Genomic DNA, 21,369 nt, shown 5'->3' on the forward strand with positions numbered 1-21,369 from the left:
ATGCAGGCCAACGCGATCCCCGCAAATAGTGTGAACAGGCCCTAGTCGGCCCGCGTCAATCAACCGTGATGAGGAGACGATCGTGAGCTCTGTGATGATGACCAAGAAGAAGCTGGGCCTGGCGCTGCTGGGCCTGGGACTGCTGCTGGCCGCCGCCGCCCCGGCGACCGCACGCGACGAAGAACGCGGCCGCCGCCGCGCCGACAACGCACCGCTGGTGATCGGCCACCGCGGCGGCGCCAACGGCTACCTGCCCGAGCACACGCTGGAGGCCTATGCGCTGGGGATCGAGCTGGGCGCCGACTACATCGAGCCCGACCTGGTCGCCACCAAGGACGGCCACCTGATCGCGCGCCACGAGCCCAACCTGATCGACACCACCAACGTCAAGGACCTGCAGCAGTTCGCGCCACGCCGCCGCACCGCCATGGTCGACGGCGTGCCGGTCGACGGCTTCTTCGCCAGCGACTTCACCCTGGCCGAGATCAAGCAGCTGCGTGCCGTGCAGTCCTTTCCCGAGCGCGACCAGGCCTTCAACGGCAAGTTCCAGATCCCCACCCTGGCCGAGGTGATCGAGCTGGCCAAGCGCAAGTCGCGCGAAGAGGGCCGGCGCATCGGCATCTATCCGGAAACCAAGCATCCCACCTACCACCAGCAGATCGGCCTGCCGCTGGAAGACCGGCTGCTGGCGGCGCTGACCGCGGCCGGCTGGAACCACCGCAACGCGCCAGTGTTCATCCAGTCCTTCGAGACGGCCAACCTGCGCTACCTGCGCAGCAAGACCAGCGTGCGGCTGGTGCAGCTGGTGGATGCCAACGACGTCAAGCCCGACGGCTCGATGGACCTCACGCCGCCCTTCGACAAGCCCTACGACTGGGTCATCAGCAACCGCGCCGGCACCTTTGCCGACCTGCTGACGCCCGCCGGCCTGCAGGAAGTGCGCGGCTACGCCGACGGCATCGGCCCCTGGAAGCCCTACCTGATCCCGAGCGCCTGCAAGACGGTGCAAAACGGTGCCTGCGCCGATGTGACCGGCGACGGTGCGGTCGACGAGCGCGACCGCGTGCTGCTGCCCGCCACGCCGGTGATCGCCAACGCACATCGCCTGGGCTTGCTGGTGCATCCCTACACCTTCCGCAGCGAGCAAAAGCGCCTGACCGGCAGCTTCGGCGGCAACCCGGTCAATGAATACCTGGCCTTCTACGAGGCCGGGGTCGACGGCCTGTTCAGCGACTTCGCCGACACCGCGGTGGCGGCCCGTGCGATGTTCCTGCTCAAGCACGACCCCGACTACGCGGCCTGCCTGGTCAATGCACGCAAGTGCGAGCGCAGCAACGACTGAAAGATTCGTCAGGGGCGATTGCCCCACGGGCGCCTCGGTGCTTCAATGTTGGCTCCTGCGGTGACGAAGGAGACTTCCATGGCCTACGAAGCGCGATATGTCCTGCGACCCAACCCCGGCGCCGATCTGGGAGCCGTCATCGAAGCCCTGAGGGTGGGCGCGGCGCTCTGGAAGAAGCACGGCGCGCCCGACCCGCAGCTGTGGACCGTGGCCGCGGGCGAACTGGGCAACTATGTCCTGACCGTGCGATTCGAGAATGCGACGGCCTACGCCAAGGTGACGGATCCGTTGTCAGCCGATCCCGAGTTTCACCGCTGGCAAGCGAGCAACGTCCAATCCGGCGCGTTCACGTGGGTGCGCAGCAACCTCATGCGCGAGCTCGCTCTGCCGTAGGCGCGCTGGCGCCGACAATGAGGCTCGAAGGAGTATCGAGCCACCATGCCTTGCAGTCCCGCCTCGCGCGCCCTGTTCCTCGTCGCCGCCGCCACGGCCCTGGCGATGGGTGTGTCCGCCCGTGCGCAACAGCCGAAGCCGGCGCAGGCGCAGGCGCAGGCGCAGGTGCCCAGCTTCGACTGCGCCAAGGCCAGGCCGGACAGCGTCGAACTGCTGATCTGCAAGACGCCGCTCCTGACTGCGCTGGATGCCGAGATGGCGCGCCTGTACCGGCTGGCGCGCTGGGGCGCACCGGCGCGCAATTCGCAGAAGGACTGGCTGCGCCGCCGCGATGCCTGCCACGGCGTGGCCAACGAAACCCTGTGCACGCGCGACGCCTACCTCTCGCGCATCGTCGAGCTGCGCGTGATGAGCAGGACGGCGCGCAGCGTCGAGCGCAAGAGCATCAGCCTGGGGCCGGTGGCCTACCGCTGCGAGGGGATGGAAGGGCACCTCTTCGCCACCTTCGTGAACGTGGAGCCTGCGCTGGTTCGGCTGCGCAACAAGAGCAGCGTCTGGGTGTTCGAACGCGCGCGCAGTGCCAGCGGCGCCAGGTACATCGGCCCGGCCGGCGAAGACGCGCAGCTGTTCTGGAGCAAGGGGCAAGAGGCCGTGGTGCGCCTGGGTGCGGGCAGCGCACAGACCAGCTGCAAGGAAAAAGTGAGCGGCGGCTGAGCGGCTTTCGCTACCACCTTTGCGTTAGCGCGCATGGCCAATAGCCAAGGCCAACCCCGGCGCCCAAACTTCGCCCGCATCTGAATCCCGCCGCATGCGGCAGAGAAGAGGAGTGGCAATGACCCGGTGCTCGCCGAGCCGCAAGCGGCTGCTGTTGGCCTCTTCGATGGTGCTGCTGCTCGGCAGCGTCCTCGCAGGCTGCTCGAAGAAGGACGAACCACGGCCCGGCGCCGTGCTCGACGAGGCGCGCCTGGCAGGGCGCCAGGCCGCGTCCTTTGCGCATGCCGACGAGGATTACTTCAAGGACATGGATGGCGGCGTGCAGCTCACGCCCGACGAAGTGCGCGGCCGCAACATGTGGCTGGTCTGGAGCGGCGGCAACGACCGCTTCTGGACAAAGATGACCGACTACACCTTCGGCGCCTTCGACCTCTTGAAGGTGGTGAGCTCGCACCCCAGCCAGGGCTATTCGCGCGCCAACCGTTGGGACTACTTCGGCCTGGTGAACGAGCCCTGCTTCGACAAGGCGGCGGGCCCGTCGAAGGAGCGGCGCGGCTTGTGGCTGGACGTGCGCAGCAAGGACTGCGCGCCCGATCCCTTCGAGAATGAAGCCAAGTACCCCGGCGTGGCGATCGGCTCGCGCGGCAAGCCGCTGGGCGACGGCACGACGCAGCCGCTGGGCTCGTTCTACGGCTATGGCACCGGCATCGCCGGCCTGCGGCTCTTTCCCAACCCCGACTTCGATGACAAAGCGGCCAAGGCATGGGACGCCGAGAAGTACTACACCGACCCGAGCTACTACAACCGCAAGGACCTGGTGCGGCCCTTCCGGGTGGGCATGTCCTGCGGCTTTTGCCACATCGGGCCCAGCCCGACCAAGCCGCCGGCTGACCCCGGCAACCCCAAGTTCGAGAACCTCAGTTCCTCGGTGGGCGCGCAGTACATGTGGGTGGACCGGCTCTTCATCTTCAATGCCAACAAGCCCGAGGGCCGGCGCAATTTCATGTACCAGCTGGCCCATACCTTCAGGCCGGGCTCGATGGACACCTCGCTGGTGTCCACCGATTCGATCAACAACCCGCGCACCATGAATGCGGTGTACGACTTCCCGGCGCGCATGGACCTGGCCAAGCGGCTCGGCAACGAGAAGCTGGCCGGCGGCGAGCGCGACAACAAGCAGTTTCAGGACTTCACCAACAACGGCCCGCTGCTGGACTTCTTCACCGCGCCCGACCAGGTGCGCACCCCGCATGTGCTGAAGGACGGGGCCGACTCGGTGGGCCTGCTGGGCGCGCTGAATCGCGTGTACCTCAACATCGGCCTGTTCAGCGAAGAGTGGCTGCTGCACTTCAATGCGGTGGTCGGCGGCAAGACCATCACGCCGATCAAGATCGCCGATGCGCAGAAGAACTCAAGCTACTGGCAGGCCACCGAGGCGGGCACGCCGGCCACGGCGCTGTTCTTCCTGAAGGCTGCGAAGCCCGACCGGCTGAAGGATGCGCCCGGCGGCGACAAGCATCTGCAAGCCGACAACGCCAGCCTCGACAAGGGCAAGCAGGTCTTCGCCGACACCTGCGCGCGCTGCCATTCGAGCAAGGCGCCCAAGCCGACCATCGACCTGTCGCCGGCTCGCTGCGCCGGTCCGGGCTACCTCGACTGCTTCCAGCGCTACTGGGCCTGGACCCAGACCGACGACTACAAGCAGCAGATGCGGCAGATCGTTGCAGCGGCCGACTTCCTGGAGAACAACTACCTCTCGACCGACGTGCGCATTCCCTCGACCCTGCTGCGCACCAATGTCTGCAGCCCGCTGGCCACCAACGCGCTGGGCGGCAACATCTGGAACGACTTCTCCTCCAGCAGCTACAAGTCGCTTCCCTCGGTGGGCACGGTGACGCTGGCCGACCCCTTCACCGGAGAATCCAGGCCCTACCAGATGCCGGCGGGCGGGCGCGGCTACACCCGCGTGCCCTCGCTCATCGGCCTGTGGTCCACCGGGCCTTACCTGCTCAACAACACGGTTGGCCCCTTCGACGGCAATCCTTCGGTGGATGCGCGCATGAAGGTGTTCAATGCTTCCATCGAGCAGATGCTGTGGCCCGAGAAGCGCGAGCATGATTCGGAGCTGGGCAACAAGGTCGATGGCACCATCGACCGCACCACCGAGCGCAGCGAGCTGGTGATTCCGGTGGGCTTCGTGCCCGAAGGCCTGCAGCCCCTGCAGGGCAGGCTGCACCGCTGGCTGCCGCAGCTGTTCTCCGAGGGCGGCGACGTGACCCTGGGGCCCATCCCCAAGGGCGTGCCGATCTCCCTCCTGTCGAACCTGAAGCTGCGCGCCGAGGAAGGCGACATCGCCGACAAAGCCGAGCACCTGGCCCGCATCAGTGCCCTGGCGCTGCGCCTGAAGGTCAATCTGCTCACGGCGCCCAAGGACGCCAGCGACGTCCAGTTGCGCCAGCACTTCACCGACCTGCGCGAGCCGATGCTGGCCCTGAGCAAGTGCCCGGACTTCGTGGTCAACCGCGGCCACTATTTCGGCACCGCGCAGTTCAATCGGCAGGACGGCCTGTCGGCCGACGAGAAGGCCTTCGGCAAAGAGCCGGAGCTGAGCGACGCCGACAAGCGCGCCCTGATCGCTTTCCTCAAGACCTTCTGAAACGCCGCTTTCACCCATAAGAACCGGCCCTCATGGCAGACGTGGAAACGGCGCTGGACTGGGACTACGTGATCGTGGGTTCCGGCGCCGGCGGCGGCGTGCTGGCCGCACGGTTGGCCGAGGAGGGCATGCGCGTGTTCCTGATCGAGGCCGGCAGCGACCCACAGCAAGCCGAGCGCATGCCCGACGACTACGAGGTGCCGGCCTTCCATGCCTTCGCCTGCGAGAACCCGGCGCTGGCCTGGAACTTCCACGTGCGCCACTACGGGGACGAGGCGCGCCAGGCGCGCGACCCCAAGTACCGGCCGGGGCAGGGCGTGCTGTATCCGCGTGCCGGCGCCCTGGGCGGCTGCACGGTGCACAACGCGATGATCTTCATGCCGCCGCACGATGGTGACTGGGACGAGATCGCACGCCTGACTGGCGACGTCTCCTGGCGCGCCCAGAACATGCGCCGCTATGCCCAGCGCATCGAGGACTGCGGCCACCGGCCGCTGTGGCGGCTGCTGCGCCACATCGGGCTCGACCCGACGGGGCATGGCTGGAGCGGCTGGCTGCGCACCGAAAAGTCGATGCCGCTGTCGGTGCTGCGCGATGACGGCCTGGTGCGCCTGTTGATCGGCAGCGCTGGCAGCTTCACCCGCAAGCTGCCGACGCCGCTCTTGAGCGCCTGGCGCTGGGTGCGCGGCGGCCTGGGCGACCCGAACGCGCGGCGCCTGCGCGGCGGCAGCTTCGAGGGCCTGTGCTACACGCCTTTGTCGACATCGCAGCACCGGCGCGCCGGCGTGCGCGAACGCCTGCGGGAAGTGGCCCGGCGCCACCCGGAGCGGCTGCACATCGAGCTCGATGCGCTGGCCACCCGCGTGCTGTTCGACGCCCATGGCGCGGCCAGTGGTGTCGAGTACCGCAAGGGCGCCCAGCTCTACCGTGCCCATGCCGCGCCGAACGGAGCGCCCGGCGAGCGCCGCGAGGTGCATGCGCAGCGCGAGGTGATCCTGTGCGGCGGCGCCTTCAACACGCCGCAACTGCTGATGCTCTCGGGCATCGGCCCGGTGCGCGAGCTGATGGCGCACGGCATCGAGACACGGGTCGACCTGCCCGGCGTGGGCCGCAACCTGCAGGACCGCTACGAAGTCGCGCTGACGCACCGCATGCGCCGGCCCTGGGAGGTGCTGCAGGGCGCCCGCTGGTCGCGCGGCGATGCGCTGTGGCAGCGCTGGCAGGATTTGCGCGGCGGCATGTACGGCTCGAACGGCGCCACCCTCGGCGTGGTCAGCCGATCCAGCCAGGCCGCCACAGCCGAGCCCGATCTGTTCTGCATGGCGCTGCTGGCCCAATTCGAAGGCTACTTTCCCGGCTTTTCCAAGTTGATCAGCGGCCACGACGACCGCCTCAGCTGGGCCATCCTGAAAGGCCGCACGCGCAACCGCGCCGGCACGGTGCGCCTGCGCTCGGCCGACCCGCTGGACATGCCGCTCATCAACTTCCATCACTTCGAGGAAGGCAGCCCGGGCAGCGAGGAGGACCTGCGCGCGCTGGTGGAAGCGATCCGGTCCGTGCGCGGCCTGACCGGCCCCTTGATCGAGAGCGGCTGGATTGAAGAGGAACTGCAGCCTGGTGCCGCAGTGCAGGGCGATGAGGCACTGGCCCAGTTCGTGCGCGACACCGCCTGGGGCCACCATGCCTCCTGCACCTGCCCGATCGGCCCGCGCGAGGAGGGCGGGGTGCTCGACAGCACTTTGTCGGTGCACGGCGTGGCGCGGCTTCGGGTCGTGGACGCCTCGGCCTTCCCGCACATTCCGGGCTTCTTCGTGGCGGCGGCCATCTTCATGCTGGCCGAGAAGGCAGCGGACATGGTGCTGGCCGCGGCGCGGGGCGTTCCGGCGTCGTCGCCCTAGCCTTTAGGCCAATGCCTCGCGCACGCCATTCGCCTTTAGGCAAATTGACGCTCCTTTGGGGCTGATCGACACTTTTTTCCGCGGCACTTTGCCGCCCAAGGAGATGCCCCCATGGCCTACGACGTGCAGCAGCTTCTGGCGATGACGCAGGAGCAACTCGACGATCTGTTCAAGGCCAGCCCGGCCGGCGACATTCCCGACGGCGAAGCCAAGGGCACGGCCATCGTGGCGCCGGGCACCGTCTATTCGGAGCACATTGCGACCATCGTCAATGTGTTCGGCTGGCAGGGGAAGGTGTTCGACGCGGAGAAGGGCCTCTTGAAGAACAAGGTGCTGTTCTTCGGCCTGCAGGCCATCGTGGCGCGGGTCTACAAGGGCGAGAGCTGGCTGGACGGCAAGGAATGCATCGTGCTGGACTATTCCGACACCTCGCTGATCGCCAAGTGGATCCGCGACGAGATCCGGCTGATCAGTCCCAAGCTCTACCTGGGCAAGGTGTACTGGGGCAAGGACCGGCTGATCGACTTCTGCCTCGAGTTCTGAATCCAGCGCGGGCGATGCGGTGACCCCCCAATCGCCCTTCACGGTGGTGGCGCAGGTGGCGCAAGGCCGCGAAGCCTCGCTGCGCCAGATGCTCGAGCGCATGAACCGCCAGAGCGGCATGGCCGACCCGGAGAATGCATTGCTGCCTTTCGCCTTGTTCGAGCGCCTGCATTTCGCGCGCTTTGCACTGCTGCCCGATACGACCATGGCCGACCTGGAAGCCTTCGGCTTGCCGCGGCCGGCGGTGCCGCCGCTGTACCTGGCCTTCGTCGGCGAATGCGATGGGCCGGCGCGGGAGCAGCTGGAGGAGTTTGCGCAGAAGGCGGGCTCGGGCCTGCGGCGCATCTTCGCGCACTGCGCGGGCTTCGACGGCGGCAGCACGGCGCGCCTGGTGGCATGGATGAAGGCGCACGACCTGCCGGTGGGCGCGAACTACGTGAACCGCATCGGCCGCACGGTGCGGCAGGTGCATGAAGAAAGCGCGCTGCAAAAGCTCCTGTCGGAAAGCGCACCGCGCGGCGTCGCGCTCGATCCGCGGGCGGTTCGGCGCCAGTTGCTGGCGCACGTGAAGGCCGAGCGCGCGGCAGGACGGCTGACCCTGACGCCGCCCGAGTCCACGCCATCGGACTGGCGGCTCCGCAACGGCCTGCACCTGATCGGCGTGCCGCTGCTTGCGCTCCTGTTGCTGCCGATCTGGATCGTGCTGCTGCCTGTCGGCATCGTCCTCTTGCGCCGCCAGGAGAAGCGCGACCCCGCGTTCCATCCACGTCCGGATGCTGCAGACGTGCAGGCCATGCAGCGCCTGGAGGATCACGACCTGTCCAACAGCTTCACCGCCCTGGGGCCGGTCAAGCCCGGCTGGCTGCGCCGCGCGCTGGTGCGGCTGGTGCTGCTGGCAATCGACTACGCCTGCCGACACGTGTTCGGCAAGGGCCACCTGGCACGCATCCAGACCATTCACTTCGCCCGCTGGGTGTTCATGGACGACCGCCGGCGCGTGCTCTTTTGCAGCAACTACGACGGCAGCCACGAGAGCTACATGGACGACTTCGTCAACAAGGCGGCCTGGGGCCTGAACCTGGTGTTCTCCAACGGCTTCGGCTGGCCGCGAACCGACTGGTTGATCAAGGGCGGGGCGCGCCACGAGTTGCCTTTCAAGCACTACCAGCGGCGGCACCAACTGCCCACCCAGGTCTGGTACAAGGCCTACCCCGGCCTAACCTTGAGCGACCTTGAGCGCAACCGCCGCATCCGCGAAGGCGTCGAGGCCGGCGAGATGAACGAGCAGCAGGCCCTGGCCTGGCTGAGGCTCCTATGAGCAGCGCGAACGCCGCGTCCAAGGTCGACCACGACGACATCCAGGGCCTGGTGCGCTTCGGCTACCGCAAGCTGACGCAGGCGAGCTTCCTGCTCTTGCGCGTGCGCGATGTCGCCGCCGCCCGCGCCTGGCTCGCCCGATGCCCGGTGAGCAGCGCGCGCGAGCAGTCGCCGCCGCCGCGCACCGCCTTGCAGGTGGCGATGAGCTACCCGGGCCTGCGCGCGCTGGGGCTGGCCGAGGGCATCGTGCAGGGCTTCTCGCGCGAGTTCATTGCCGGCATGAGCAGCGACGACAGCCGTGCGCGCCGCCTGGGCGACCTGGGCGCCAACGACCCGGCCCGCTGGCAATGGGGCGGTATGCCGCAAGAGGTGCCGCATGTGTTGCTGATGCTTTACGCCTTGCCGGGCGAGCTCGACGCCTGGCAGCAGCAGACCCTGGACCAATGCGCGGCCGGCTTCGAGCGGATGGCCGTGCTGTCGACCGCCGACATGGACGGCGTCGAGCCCTTCGGCTTCGTCGACGGCATCTCGCAACCCAGCCTGGACTGGGCGCGCCGGCGCCCGGTACGTGATGCGGAACAGCTGGACTACAGCAACCTGTCCTGCCTGGGCGAGTACCTGCTGGGTTACCCCAACGAATACGGGGAGTACACCGATCGGCCCTTGCTTGCGGACGAACTCGACCCGGAAGGCCTGCTGCCGCGCGCAGAAGAAAGCCCCGAGCGGGTCGACCTGGGGCGCAATGGCAGCTACCTGGTGCTGCGCCAGCTGCGCCAGGACGTGGCCGGCTTCTGGCGCTTCGTGCATGCGGCCGCCGGCGGCGACGCCACGCAGCGTGAGCAGCTGGCCGCCGCCATGGTGGGGCGCACCCGGGACGGCGAACCCCTGGTCGGCCGCCAGGGCGAGGCGATCGAAGGCGAGGACGACGCCCTCAACAGCTTCAGCTACCGCGGCGATCGGCGCGGCGAGCGCTGCCCAATCGGCGCCCACATCCGGCGCAGCAATCCGCGCAATGCCGATCTGCCACCGGGCGGCCGCGGCCTGCTTTCGCGCCTGATCCGCACCCTGGGCTTCGACGCCGACGCATTGGCGCAGGACCACGTGTCCTCGACCCGCTTTCACCGGCTGCTGCGGCGCGGCCGCGAATACGGCGTGGGGCTGTCGGTCGATGCCGCCCTGGCCGGCACGGCGCCACCAGGGGAAGAGGAGGGCACCGGCCTGCACTTCATCTGCCTGGGCGCAAGCATTGCGCGACAGTTCGAATTCGTGCAGGGCGCATGGATCGCCGGCACCCGCTTTGCCGGCCTGCATGGCGAGAGCGATCCGCTGCTGGGCCATCGGCTACCGGGCCTGGACCAGGAGCCGACGGACGGCTTTTCCATGCCGACCGACAGCGGCTGCGACGCACGCCTGGCTGGCTTGCCGCAGTTCGTCACCGTGGTGGGCGGTGCCTACTTCTTCCTGCCCGGCATCCGCGCCCTGCGCTACATCGCGAAGGAGCCATAACCCATGAACAATGACAGCGAGATCGTGCGCAGCAACAGCAACTCCAATGCGAGCCGGCCCACGCCACGCGCCAACACCGGCTCCACGCTGCTGGACGTCATCAGCGACGCCGGGCTGGCGCTGCTGCGGGCGCAGCGGCGCATCGACCCCTTCCTGCGGCCGGCCTTCGATGCCTTGCTGCGCGACAGGCTGGCCGAGTGGACCACCGCGCTCATCAACCGCGGGCGCAAGGACGAGGGCCTCGCGATCGCGCAAGAAAGGCTGCTGGAAGACGAGGAGGCCTGGACCGATTCCATCGTGCAGAGCTTCACCCGGCAGATGAGCGATTTGTGGAAGCCCGGCGGCTACGAGCGCGGCGGCAACACCAAGACCCAGGGCATCGTGCGCGGCGAATTCATCGTGCACGACGGCCTGCCCGAACCCATGCGCCGGGGCATCTACGCGAAGCCGCAGGCCTTCAAGTGCTGGGTGCGCTTTTCCGGCCCGGGGCCCTACATCACGCCCGACATCGACGACGTGGGCTTCATGAGCATCAGCATCAAGCTGATGGGCGTGCCCGGCCCGAAGCTTTTGGACGAGGAACAGCACACGCTGGACATGTTCGGCGTTTCCACCCCCACCTTCGTCACGCCCGATGCCAAGGCCAATGCACAGCTGCAGAAGTGGAGCGTGAAGAACGCGCAGATCTTCTACTTCCTCGATTGGCGCGATTCGCATGTGCTGGACCTTGTCATGCAGTCGCTCTTCATCAAGACCCAGAGCAGCCCCTTCGAGGCGCCGTACTTCAGCTGCGTGCCCTACCTGATGGGCGAAGGGCAGGCCATGCAGTATTCGGTGTGGCCCACCTCGAAGCGACGCACGCCGATTCCGCGCCTGCCGCTGCGCCCGCCCGACGACTACCTGCGCCAGGCGATGGTGGACACGCTGGCCGAGGGCGATGTCGAGCTGCAGGTACGCGTGCAGATGCAGACCGACTCGCATCTGATGCCGATCGAGAACGCGGCCGTGCTGTGGCCGGAGAAGTTGTCGCCGCGCATCCCGGTCGCCACCTTGCGCATTCCCAGGCAGACGTTCGATTCGCCGGCACAGATGGAATTTGCCAAGCGGCTGTCCTACAACCCCTGGCACACGATTGCCGAGCACCGGCCGCTGGGCAACCAGAGCCGGGCGCGCAAGCGCATGTACTGGGAGCTGTCGCAGCTGCGGCACCGCATGAACGCGGTGCCGCACTACGAGCCGAATGGGGACGAGACCTTCGACTGAGGAAAAGAACGGACGTCAGATGAGCCGCCGGATCGCCTTCTTGCGCCAAACCAGCCGGTAGTACGCCGCCTGCAGCGCCAGCATGGCAGCGAAGGCCACCGGGTAGGAAATCCACACGCCGTTGAGTCCGATCTGCCGGCTCATCAACCAGGCGGTGGGCAGCTCGATCAGCAGGATGCAGAAGATCGAGATGGCGGTGGGCACGAGCACCGAGCCGCTGGCGCGCATGATCCCCGACAGCGCCGCAGCCATGCCGAACAGCACGCAGCTCCACAGCATGATGTGCAAGAGCGTCTGCGCGACTTCGATCACCGGCTCGCTGGTGATGAACAGGCCCATCAGCTGGCGCGACAGCAGATAGCCCAGGAGCACCAGCGCACCGGTCAGCACCACGTTCATCTGCAGCGCGGTGCGGGTGATGGCGCCCAGCCGGTCGACACGCCCGGCCCCGATGGCCTGTGCGCCGAGGATGGAGGCGGTGATGGCGATCGAGATGGCGGGGAACTGCACGTACGCCACCACCTGGTTCACCGCGCCATACGCTGCCGTGGCGGCCGAGCCGTAGCCGTTGACGAAGGAGAGCAGGGCCAGCTCGGCCAGCGCCACCACGATCATCTGCACGCCGGTGGGCACGCCCACCTTCAGCACGCCCTTGAGCAGCTGGGGCTTGATGCGCAGGTGCCGCATGAAGTCGGCGTCCGGCGCCAGCGGGCTCTTGCTGCGCCGCAAATGAAAAGCCAGCCACAGGGTGGCGATGCTGAAGCCCACCACCGTGGCCCAGGCGCCGCTGGTCACACCCATCTGTGGCAGGCCGAACCAGCCGCGGATCAGTGCCGGCGTGACGATGAGGCCGGTCAGCGTGGAAATCACCAGTGTGTACAGCGGTGTCACCGTGTCGCCCACGCCGCGCAGCATCGCGGTGGACAAGAGGAACACGAAGAGGCCCGGCATCGCGATCAGGATGATGCGGGCATAGCGCGTGGCGTCCGGCAGGATGTCCGGCGGCGTGCCCAGGAGCAGCAGCATCGGCTGCGTGAAGGCGCCACCGAAGACGGCCACGGCCAGCGCGAACAGCACGCCCACCGTCAAGGTGGTGCCGGCCACGGCGCGCGCCTTCTCGCGCTCGCGCGCGCCCCAGGCCTGGCCGATCAGCACCGAAGCGCCGGCGCCCAGGCCAATGGTGAAGGCGATGAAGAAGAACATCACCGGAAAGAAGCCGGACACCGCGGCCAGCGCATCCACGCCGATCATCTGGCCGATGTAGATGTTGTTGATGGTGCCGGACATCGACTGCAGGATGTTCGACAGCAGCATGGGCGCGAGAAAGGCCAGGAAGGTCTTCCACAAAGGCCGGATTTCGGGGCTGATGGTGGCAGGGTGGTGGGGCGGCTGCTGCTCCGAGGGCGCAGCGCCTGGCACCGGCGCTGTCTGCGCGCCGGAGGCCGGGGTCGAGTTCGTCATGAAGGATTCCAGGCAGCGGCCGAGAGCTGCTGCAGATAGGTCTTGAGGTCTTCCGGCCAGGGGTCGATGAGCAATTGAAATTGCTTGCCGTCGCCGGCAAACAGGGCGCGTGCCGCCTCCTCGAAGCCGGGCAGGTCGCCCGCCATCTCGGTCATCACGCGATAGGTGGCTTCACGCGCGGCGCGCAGCGCATCGCGCTCGCGATGCACGTGCCGCGCCTCGTCCACCAGCCGCCGCAACGCCACCGAGGCGCCGCCGGGCTGGCGATTGAGCCATTCCCAATGGCGTGGCAGCAAGGTGACTTCACGCGCCACCACGCCAAGGCGCGGGCGCCCGACGGCGCGCGGCGGCGGCGTGGCCGGCGCTGTCGGGGCAGGGGATGGCTCGTCTGCGGCTTGCGGGCGCAGGTCCAGGTCCAGCCGCGTGCCGGTGGCGTCGTCGAACACGCGCACCAGAACATCGGGCGGCGGTGCCGTGGCACGCAGCCCCGCGATCACCTCGGCGGCAGGGCCGCTGGCAATGCGCTGAAAGCCGGCGAAGGCGCTCACGTGCTGGGGCGAAGAGTCGGGTGTTGCGGGGGCATCGGATGGTGTTTCTGATGGCATGGCTTCCTCCAGAAGTGCGTTCATTCTACCCGGATTAAATAAAGATGTGCAGTGAATTCGGGTTTCTACTCGCACTAATTTTTCGACCGCCCGTTCCTAAAAACGATGCTTTGCGCGAACGGCTGCAACTTCTAAATTTCGTTCGCGCTTCAAGACGACAACACACCGATTCCACGTGATTTCTCGCAACTGCAAAGACAACCAGGAAACCGTCATGACCCACTCTTGCGATCCCGCCCGCCGCGCCATCCTGAAAGCCTCGCTCGTGGCCACCGGCCTCACGGCGGGCGGCCTTCTTTCGGTCGAAGCGCTGGCCCAGGGCAAGGCCCGCGTCAACATGCAGCTGGGCTGGATTCCCAGTGTCAATCAGGCCGGCGAGATTGTGGCCAAACGCCTGGGCTTCTACGAGCAGGAAGGCATCGACTTCGCGGTGCAGCCCGGCGGTCCCAACATCGATGGCGTGGCCATCGTCGCCTCGGGGCGCTACGAGGTGGGGCAGGTGTCCTCCAGCCCCTCGGTGATGCTGGCGGTGTCGCAGGGCCTGCCGATCAAGTGCTTTGCCGTCGGTGCGCAAAAGCACCCCTTCACCTTCTTCTCGCTGGCCAAGAACCCGGTGAGAAAACCCGCTGACCTGGTGGGCAAGAAGGTCGGCATTCCTTCCACCGCGGCCATCCTGCTGCGCGCCCTCCTGGCCAAGAACAAGATCGCCGAGAAGGACGTGACGGTGGTTACCGTCGGCTCCGACATGGCGCCGCTGCTCACCGGCCAGGTCGACGTGGTCACCGGCTGGCTCACCAGCACCACCGCGCTCAAGGCATTGGGCCCGGACCGCGTGGACATGACCTTGTGGGATGCCGGCGTCCAGCTCTACGGCCTGCCTTACTACGCATCCATCAAGACGCTGGAATCGCAGCCCAAGATGGTCGAGGCCTTCCTGCGCGCCACCTCGCGCGGCTGGCAGCATGCGCGCGCCAACCGCGACCAGGCGGCGGAACTGCTGGTCAAGGAGTATCCCAACCTCAAGCGCGAGGACGAGCGCGTGGCGCTGGACGTGATGCTCGACTACGCCCTGGGCGGCCTGGCGCAGACCCAGGGCTGGGGGACGATGGACCCGGCGGTCTGGCAATCGCAGATTTCCACCTATTCGGAGCTGGGCCAGTTCACCGCGCGCACGCCCAAGCTGGAAGACGTGATGACCCTGGACGCGCTCAAGGCCACGGCAGGCGCGCGCATCAACAAGGCCTGACGCCATGTCCGCGACACCTGCGATCGCCTGCCGCGACATCGGCATGCGCTTCTTCACCGAGCGACGCGACGTCACGGCCATCAAGAGCCTGGACCTCGAAGTGCCGCAAGGTGAGTTCCTGACCTTGCTGGGGCCCTCGGGCTGTGGCAAGTCCACCTTGCTGCGCGTGGTCGCCGATCTGCTGTCGCCCAGCCGCGGCAGCATCGACGTGCTGGGCGCCACGCCGCAGGCGGCACGCATGAAGCGCGACATCGGCTTCGTGTTCCAGGACGCGGCCCTGCTGCCCTGGCGCACCGCGCTGCAGAACGTGGAGCTGCCGCTGCAGGTGGGCGGCGGCGCCAGCCGCAAGGGCCGCCGCTCGCCGCAGGAACTCCTGGAACTGGTGGGCCTGAAGGACCGCGCCAACGCCTGGCCGCACGAGATGTCGGGCGGCCAGCGCCAGCGGGTCTCGATCGCCCGCGCGCTGGCCAGCGACCCCAAGATCCTCTTGATGGACGAGCCCTTCGGCGCGCTGGACGAGATCACGCGCGACCGGCTCAACGAGGAGATCCGCCGCGTCTGGAAGGAGACCGGCGTGACCATCCTCTTTGTCACCCACAGCATCCACGAGGCGGCCTACCTGGGCCAGCGGGTGCTGATGCTGGCGGCCAATCCGGGGCGCGTGCGCGAGATCGTGCCGGTCAACCTGCCGGAAGACCGCACGCTGGACATCCGCGAAACGCCCGAGTTCGTGCAGCTCACCGCCCATCTGCGGCGCGTGCTCGAAACCTGCTGAGGGAGACACAACACATGACCACGAGTTCACTGGACACGGCGCTGCCGGTGCTGAATACGGCATCCAGCGATCCGGAATACCTGGCCTGGGCAGCCGCGCGGCGCCGCAAGCTCTGGCGCCGACGCATCCTGCCGGCCCTGGGAATCGCCGGCCTCATCGCCCTGTGGTGGGCGGTGATCGTCATCTTCAACGTCAAGCCTTTCATCGCGCCCACGCCCTGGGCCGTGGTGGAGACGCTCTACGCCAAGCGGGCGGTGCTGCTGGACAACCTGCTGCCCACCGCGATGGAGGCGGCCGGCGGCTTTCTGCTGGGCAATCTGGCGGCGATCGCGATCGCCACGCTGTTCGTGCACAACAAGGCGCTGCAGGACATCTTCTTTCCGGTGGTGCTGATGTTCAACGCCATTCCGCTGGTGGCCAAGGCCCCGGTGCTGGTGCTGATCATGGGCAACGGCATGGAGCCCAAGATCACGATTGCGGCGCTGGTGTGCTTCTTTCCCACGCTGGTGAACATGGTGCGCGGGCTGGAGTCGGTGAACCCGCAGGCGATGGAACTGATGCGGGTGCTGTCGGCCAGCAAGTGGGAGATCTTCTTCCGCCTGCGCCTGCTCAATTCGCTGCCCTATCTGTTCTCTGCGCTGCGCATCGCGGCTTCGATGAGCGTGATCGGCGCGGTGGTGGGCGAATGGGTGGGTGCCACGGTGGGCATCGGCGCCATGATCCTGCAGGCCACCTTCAACTTCGATTCGCCGCTGCTCTATGCCGCGATCGTGATGAGCGCCACCTTGTCGGGCCTGTTCTTCCTTCTCGTGACTCTGGCCGAGCGCTGGGTCATCCGCTGGCAGCCCGAAAGCAGCCATTGAACACCCGGAGTGGCGCCCGGCGTGCCGCTCCCATCCTTCATTTCACTAGGAGTTTTCTATGAGCCGAATTGGCGACTGGATGCATGAGAGCGCGCACGAAATCCGTGTCGCAGCCGAGTCGGACGTCGTGGTGGTTGGTGGCGGCCCCGCCGGCCAGGCGGCCGCGCTGGCTGCCGCCCGCAATGGCGCCAGCGTGACCCTGCTGGAGCGCTACAACCACCTGGGCGGCCTGGCTTCCGGCGGCATGGTGCTGGTGCTGGACGACATGTGGGATAGCCACCTGCAGGAGATCTCGGTGCGCGGCATCTGCATGGAGATGATCGAGCGCATGGCCGCGCGCGGCCTGGCCGAATATCCCAGGCAGAAGGACTGGGGCACCTTGCCCGAGTCGGTGCGCCGCTGGAAGCGCTGGGGCACCTTCGACTTTCACAGCAAGGAGAAGCCGCACCCGATCTGCTTTGCCGCCGCCTTCGACCCGGACGCCTTCAAGCGCGCCTCGCTCGAGATGGTGCAGCAGGCCGGCATCGATTTGCGCCTGCATTCCTGGTTCTCGCGCACGCTGGTGGAGGATGGCCAGGTCAAGGGCGTGGTCTGCGAGACCAAGAGCGGGCGCGAAGCCATCCTGGGCAAGGTCGTGATCGACGCCACCGGCGACCTGGACGTTGCGGCTTCGGCCGGCGCGCCGCACATCAGCGGGGCCTACATCGTCACCACCGTGTTCCGCCTGGGCGGCGTCGATACGGATGAAGCCGAGCGCTTCGAGCACGAGGAGCCGGCCGCGTTCCTGGCGATCGACCGCGAGGTCAAGCACCTCCTGGGCGGCGCCTGGGATTCGTGGTGGCTCAAGACGCCGCTGCCCGGCGTGGTGTGGTGCAACTGCCCGCACATGGCGGGCCTGGACGGGCTCAAGGTGGCCGACCTGACGCGCGCCGAAGTGCAAGGCCGCGCCACCATCCACAAGGTGATCGAGTTCATCCGCGGCAAGCTGCCGGGCTTTGCCGGCTGCTATCTCATCGACATGGCGCCGCAGACCGGCATCCGCCAGACGCGCCTGCTGGAAGGCGAGTACGTGATGAGCAAGGAAGACGTGGCCCAGCGCACCCGCTTCGAGGACAGCGTGGCCCGTGGCCGCGACTACTACTACCCCTATCGCACCCTGGTTCCGCGCAGCGTCGAGAACCTGCTGGTGGCGGGACGCCACTACTCGTCGACCTCGGCCGCGCAGAAGATCTCGCGCGAAATCCCGCCTTGCATGGCGATGGGGGAGGCTGCCGGCACCGCTGCGGCACTGGCGCTGAACGCCGGCGTGGCGGTGCGCCATGTCGATGTCGCGAAACTGCAGCGCACCCTGCGCGCCCAGGGCGCGGACCCGGGTGACCAGAAGGGACCCAATGCCGATGTGCCAGCCTTGGCACGTTCCTTCGCGGAGGCTGCATGAGCATTCAAAGTAGCCAACTGCCGCTCGACGGCATCCGCGTGATCGACTTCACCCAGGTCATGATGGGCCCGGTCTGCACCCAGATGCTGGCCGACCATGGCGCCGACGTGATCAAGATCGAGCGCAAGGGGGCGGGCGATCTGAGCCGCTCCACCTTCGCGCCGGTCGCCGGGCACGACAACCCGATCTTCTGCAGCCTGAACCGCAACAAGCGCAGCGTCGAGATCGACTTGCGCGACGCGGCCCAGATGGACTTGGTGAAGGCCCTGATCGCCGACGCCGACGTGGTCACCAACAACTTCCGCGCCGGTGTCATGGAGCGCCTCGGCCTCGGCTACGAAGATTGCAAGAAGCTCAACCCGCGCATCATCTACGCGGTGGGCACGGGCTTTGGTGAAACCGGGCCCTATGCCCACAAGGGCGGGCAGGACGTGCTGGCCCAGGCCCTCACCGGCGTGATGGCGCGCCGCGCCGACGAGTCGGTGCCGGTCTCGATCTACCCGACGGCGCTGGCCGACTACACCGCCGGCATGCACATGGTGCAGGGCATCCTGATGGCGCTTCTGCAGCGCGAGCGCAGCGGCGAGGGCCAGAAGATCTCGGTGTCGCTCTACAACTCCATGCTGGCCATGCAGATGCAGGAAGCCGCCATGGTCATGATGGAAGACTCCGAGGTGAACTGGGCCGCCATGCCGCTGTCGGGCGTCTTTCATACGCAGAACGGCGCCCTGGTGCTGGTGGGCGCCTTCAAGACGCACCCCCTGCGCGACATCTGCACCGCGCTGCAGATCGAGGACCTGTCGCAGGACGCGCGCTTTGCCGACCTGCAAGCCCAGTTCAAGCACAAGGCCGAGCTGCACGCGATCTTGCGCGAACGCTTTGCCAGCAACACCCGCGAATACTGGCTGGCCCGGCTGGAAGAACAGGACCTCCTGTCGGCCCCGGTGCGCGACATGCGCGAAGCCCTGGTCGATCCGCAAACCCTGCACAACGAGATGATCCTGGAGGGCGCGACGCCGTCGCAGCGGCCGCTCAAGTTCATCGCCAGCCCGATCCGCATGTCGGCCGCCAGGGCCGGCCTGCGGCGCGCACCGCCGCGCCTGGGCGAGCACACCGAAGAGGTGCTGGCCGAGGCCCGCGCCCTGTGGGAGATGGCATCGTGAGCGTTCTGTACGAAGTCAAGGACCATGTGGCCACGGTCACCATCGACCGGCCCGAGGTGCTGAACGCGGTCGACCTGCCGACCGAGACGCAGTTGATCCGCATCTGGGAAGACATCGAGCAGCGCGACGACGTGCGGGTGGTGGTGCTGACAGGGGCCGGCGAGCGCTCCTTCTGCGCCGGTGCCGACCTGAAGAACACCACCAACCTGAAGGGCGTCGAGTACTGGGCTGCCAGCCGGCCCGGCGGCTTCGGCGGCATTGCGCTGCGCGAGACGCTCAACGTGCCGGTGATCGCCAAGGTCAACGGCTTTGCCCTGGGCGGCGGCTTCGAGATGGTGCTGGGCTGCGACCTGGTGGTGGCTTGCGAGGAAGCCAGCTTCGGCCTGCCCGAGCCGCTGGTGGGCCGCCTGCCGTTGGACGGCGGCATGCTGCTCTTGCAGCGGCAGATTCCGTACCGCCAGGCGATGGGCATGATGCTCACCGGCCAGCGGGTGAAGGCGCGGCAAGCGCTGGAGATGGGCCTGGTCAACGAGGTGGTGCCGCGGGTCGAGCTGGATGGCGCCGCGCAACGCTGGGTGCAGCAGCTGCTGGCCTGCGCGCCGCTGTCCCTGCGCGCCATCAAGCAGGTGGTGCGCCAGACCGGCCAACTGTCGCCCACCCAAGCCCACGGCATGCGCCTGCCGGCGCTGGTGGCGGCGCTGCAATCGGAAGATTCCAACGAGGGCGTGCTGGCCTTCCAGCAGAAACGCAAGCCGCAGTGGCAGGGCCGTTGAAGGGCAGGAGCGCGCGCCATGGCCCATGTGATCACCACCGCCTGCATCGACGTCAAGGACGGCGCCTGCGTGCCGGTCTGCCCGGTCGATTGCATCTACGAAGGCGGCCGTACTCTGTACATTCACCCCGATGAATGCATCGATTGCGGCGTTTGCGTGTCGGCCTGCCCGACACAAGCCATTTTTGAAGAGTCCCGGCTGCCATCCGAGCTCGCGCATTTCACCGCCATCAACCGGGAGTTCTTCGGCGTCGAAGTCAGCGGCCTGGACTCGCCGGGCGGCGCCGATGGCAAGCGCGTGGCCTGTGACCATCCCGCCATCGCGCGGATCATTCCGATCGCGGTCCGCGCCGCCGCCTAGCCGCTGGGGCCAGGGGAGGGCCGGCTGATGCACGCCAGCGTCCTCAAGTATTTCATCGAGGTGGCGGCCTGCGGCTCGGTGCGCAAGGCGTCCGAGCGGCTCTACGTGGCGGCCAGTGCCGTCAACCGGCAGATCCACAAGCTGGAGGACGAGCTGGGCGTGGAGCTGTTCGATCGCATGCCCAACGGCCTGCGTCTGAACCCGGCCGGTGAGCGCCTGCTCAAGCACGCACAGGAAACCCTGCACCAGTTCCAGGTGATGCGCACCGAGCTGGATGCGCTCAAGGGCGAGCGCACCGGCCACGTGAAAGTCGCGGCCATGGATTCCTTCTTCGAGGAGCTGCTGCCCTCGGCGGTCGAGGAATTCCTGCAGCTCTTTCCCGCCGTCACCTACACCATCACTTCGACGCAACCGATGGAGGTGGCGCAAATGGTGATGTCGGGCCAGGCGGACGTGGGCCTGTGCTTTGTCGGCCGGCTGCCGGGTGGCGTGCGGGCCATGAATCTGGCCCACCTGCCGATCGGGATCGTGATGCCGCCCGGGCACCCGCTGGCCAAGTTCGACGTGCTCTCGCTGAAGGATTGCGCGCAGTTTCCTTTTCTTCGCTCGAGCTCGCACCCGGTCATCAGCGCCTCGTCCTCACCCGAGTTCGCGGATTTCTGGGACAACATGGAGCCCGCCGCCACCTGCAATTCCACGCCGCTGCTCAAGCGCCTGATCATGGGCGGCAAGGGCATTTCCTGCTTCTCCAAGATCGCCTTCATCGAGGAACTCAAGCGCGGCGAGCTGCTGTGGCGGCCCTTCGAGCTGCCCGCCCTCAACGAACTCCAGGTGGGCATCGTGGTGCCGACGCAGCGGGTGCTGCCGCATGTCACGCAGAACTTCGTCGGGCGCATGGCGCGCAGGCTGTCGCAGCTCGAGTCCGTGGCTGCCGCGCTGTGACGTCGACGGCCTCGGCGGCCGCCGTCGCCTACCCGCACCCTGTGGCAAACTTGCCCGCTTTATCTCCGAAAGGCGCTTCCGCTCACGGGTGGCAGGTGCCAATGCCTCGCT

Annotated in this window: 19 protein-coding genes; 17 read left to right on the top strand and 2 right to left on the bottom strand. The window is 67.5% G+C overall.

Translation table 11 applies throughout. The features are described 5' to 3' along the window. The first annotated feature begins 97 nt into the window (after positions 1-97). The 9 genes from ACIPRI_RS13690 (at position 98) to ACIPRI_RS13730 (ending at position 11,632) form a co-directional block, all read left to right on the top strand. Positions 98-1,342 (top strand): glycerophosphodiester phosphodiesterase, encoded by a 1,245-nt coding sequence (locus tag ACIPRI_RS13690; protein ID WP_446622104.1) that lies wholly within the window; start codon positions 98-100, stop codon positions 1,340-1,342. Positions 1,343-1,420: 78 nt separating this feature from the next. Further along, positions 1,421-1,735, top strand: coding sequence for a hypothetical protein (locus ACIPRI_RS13695; RefSeq protein WP_446621998.1), 315 nt, complete (start codon positions 1,421-1,423; stop codon positions 1,733-1,735). 45 nt (positions 1,736-1,780) lie between these two features. Beyond that, positions 1,781-2,449, top strand: coding sequence for an MliC family protein (locus ACIPRI_RS13700; RefSeq protein ID WP_446621999.1), 669 nt, complete (start codon positions 1,781-1,783; stop codon positions 2,447-2,449). A 118-nt stretch (positions 2,450-2,567) separates the two neighbouring features. Beyond that, positions 2,568-5,105, top strand: a complete 2,538-nt coding sequence (locus ACIPRI_RS13705) for a hypothetical protein (protein ID WP_446622000.1) — start codon at positions 2,568-2,570, stop codon at positions 5,103-5,105. 32 nt (positions 5,106-5,137) lie between these two features. Continuing rightward, a complete protein-coding gene (locus ACIPRI_RS13710) occupies positions 5,138-7,003 on the top strand; it encodes a GMC family oxidoreductase (RefSeq protein WP_446622001.1) in 1,866 nt (621 codons plus the stop codon). 111 nt (positions 7,004-7,114) lie between these two features. Then, entirely contained in the window at positions 7,115-7,546 is a 432-nt protein-coding gene (locus tag ACIPRI_RS13715; protein WP_446622002.1) for a hypothetical protein, read from the top strand. 19 nt (positions 7,547-7,565) lie between these two features. Then, entirely contained in the window at positions 7,566-8,864 is a 1,299-nt protein-coding gene (locus ACIPRI_RS13720; RefSeq protein WP_446622003.1) for a hypothetical protein, read from the top strand. Beyond that, complete coding sequence (locus ACIPRI_RS13725; protein ID WP_446622004.1) at positions 8,861-10,369, top strand: Dyp-type peroxidase; 1,509 nt, start codon at positions 8,861-8,863, stop codon at positions 10,367-10,369. The genes ACIPRI_RS13720 and ACIPRI_RS13725 overlap by 4 nt, the downstream gene beginning before the upstream one ends. 3 nt (positions 10,370-10,372) lie before the next feature. Further along, positions 10,373-11,632 carry a catalase family protein gene (locus ACIPRI_RS13730; protein ID WP_446622005.1) on the top strand — a complete coding sequence of 420 codons (1,260 nt, stop codon included), beginning with the start codon at positions 10,373-10,375 and terminating at the stop codon, positions 11,630-11,632. A gap of 15 nt (positions 11,633-11,647) precedes the next feature. Here ACIPRI_RS13730 and ACIPRI_RS13735 read toward each other — a convergent pair whose 3' ends face one another. Both ACIPRI_RS13735 and ACIPRI_RS13740 read right to left on the bottom strand, forming a co-directional pair. After that, on the bottom strand, positions 11,648-12,946 hold the full coding sequence (locus ACIPRI_RS13735) for an MATE family efflux transporter (RefSeq protein WP_446622105.1): 1,299 nt from the start codon (positions 12,944-12,946) through the stop codon (positions 11,648-11,650). Between the two features lie 143 nt (positions 12,947-13,089). Further along, entirely contained in the window at positions 13,090-13,698 is a 609-nt protein-coding gene (locus tag ACIPRI_RS13740; protein ID WP_446622006.1) for a DUF2239 family protein, read from the bottom strand. 214 nt (positions 13,699-13,912) lie between these two features. On the opposite strand from ACIPRI_RS13740, the gene ACIPRI_RS13745 reads away from it, so the two are divergent. Genes ACIPRI_RS13745 through ACIPRI_RS13780 form a run of 8 tightly spaced genes read left to right on the top strand, consistent with a single transcriptional unit; the run spans position 13,913 to position 21,258 of the window. After that, the gene (locus ACIPRI_RS13745; RefSeq protein WP_446622007.1) at positions 13,913-14,944 is read left to right on the top strand and encodes an ABC transporter substrate-binding protein; all 1,032 of its coding nucleotides are present in this window, start codon (positions 13,913-13,915) and stop codon (positions 14,942-14,944) included. 4 nt (positions 14,945-14,948) lie between these two features. Beyond that, positions 14,949-15,719, top strand: coding sequence for an ABC transporter ATP-binding protein (locus ACIPRI_RS13750; RefSeq protein ID WP_446622008.1), 771 nt, complete (start codon positions 14,949-14,951; stop codon positions 15,717-15,719). Positions 15,720-15,733: 14 nt separating this feature from the next. Continuing rightward, positions 15,734-16,582, top strand: a complete 849-nt coding sequence (locus tag ACIPRI_RS13755; protein ID WP_446622009.1) for an ABC transporter permease — start codon at positions 15,734-15,736, stop codon at positions 16,580-16,582. A 58-nt stretch (positions 16,583-16,640) separates the two neighbouring features. Further along, positions 16,641-18,020 carry an FAD-dependent oxidoreductase gene (locus ACIPRI_RS13760; protein WP_446622010.1) on the top strand — a complete coding sequence of 460 codons (1,380 nt, stop codon included), beginning with the start codon at positions 16,641-16,643 and terminating at the stop codon, positions 18,018-18,020. After that, complete coding sequence (locus tag ACIPRI_RS13765; protein WP_446622011.1) at positions 18,017-19,183, top strand: CaiB/BaiF CoA transferase family protein; 1,167 nt, start codon at positions 18,017-18,019, stop codon at positions 19,181-19,183. The genes ACIPRI_RS13760 and ACIPRI_RS13765 overlap by 4 nt, the downstream gene beginning before the upstream one ends. After that, positions 19,180-19,956, top strand: coding sequence for an enoyl-CoA hydratase-related protein (locus ACIPRI_RS13770; protein WP_446622012.1), 777 nt, complete (start codon positions 19,180-19,182; stop codon positions 19,954-19,956). The genes ACIPRI_RS13765 and ACIPRI_RS13770 overlap by 4 nt, the downstream gene beginning before the upstream one ends. Before the next feature lie 18 nt (positions 19,957-19,974). Next, entirely contained in the window at positions 19,975-20,316 is a 342-nt protein-coding gene (gene fdxA / locus ACIPRI_RS13775; RefSeq protein ID WP_446622013.1) for a ferredoxin, read from the top strand. A gap of 27 nt (positions 20,317-20,343) precedes the next feature. Then, positions 20,344-21,258: a LysR family transcriptional regulator gene (locus tag ACIPRI_RS13780; RefSeq protein ID WP_446622014.1), complete on the top strand. Its 915-nt coding sequence runs from the start codon at positions 20,344-20,346 to the stop codon at positions 21,256-21,258. Positions 21,259-21,369 lie beyond the last annotated feature (111 nt).

The organism is Variovorax sp. LARHSF232 (genome assembly GCF_052871435.1).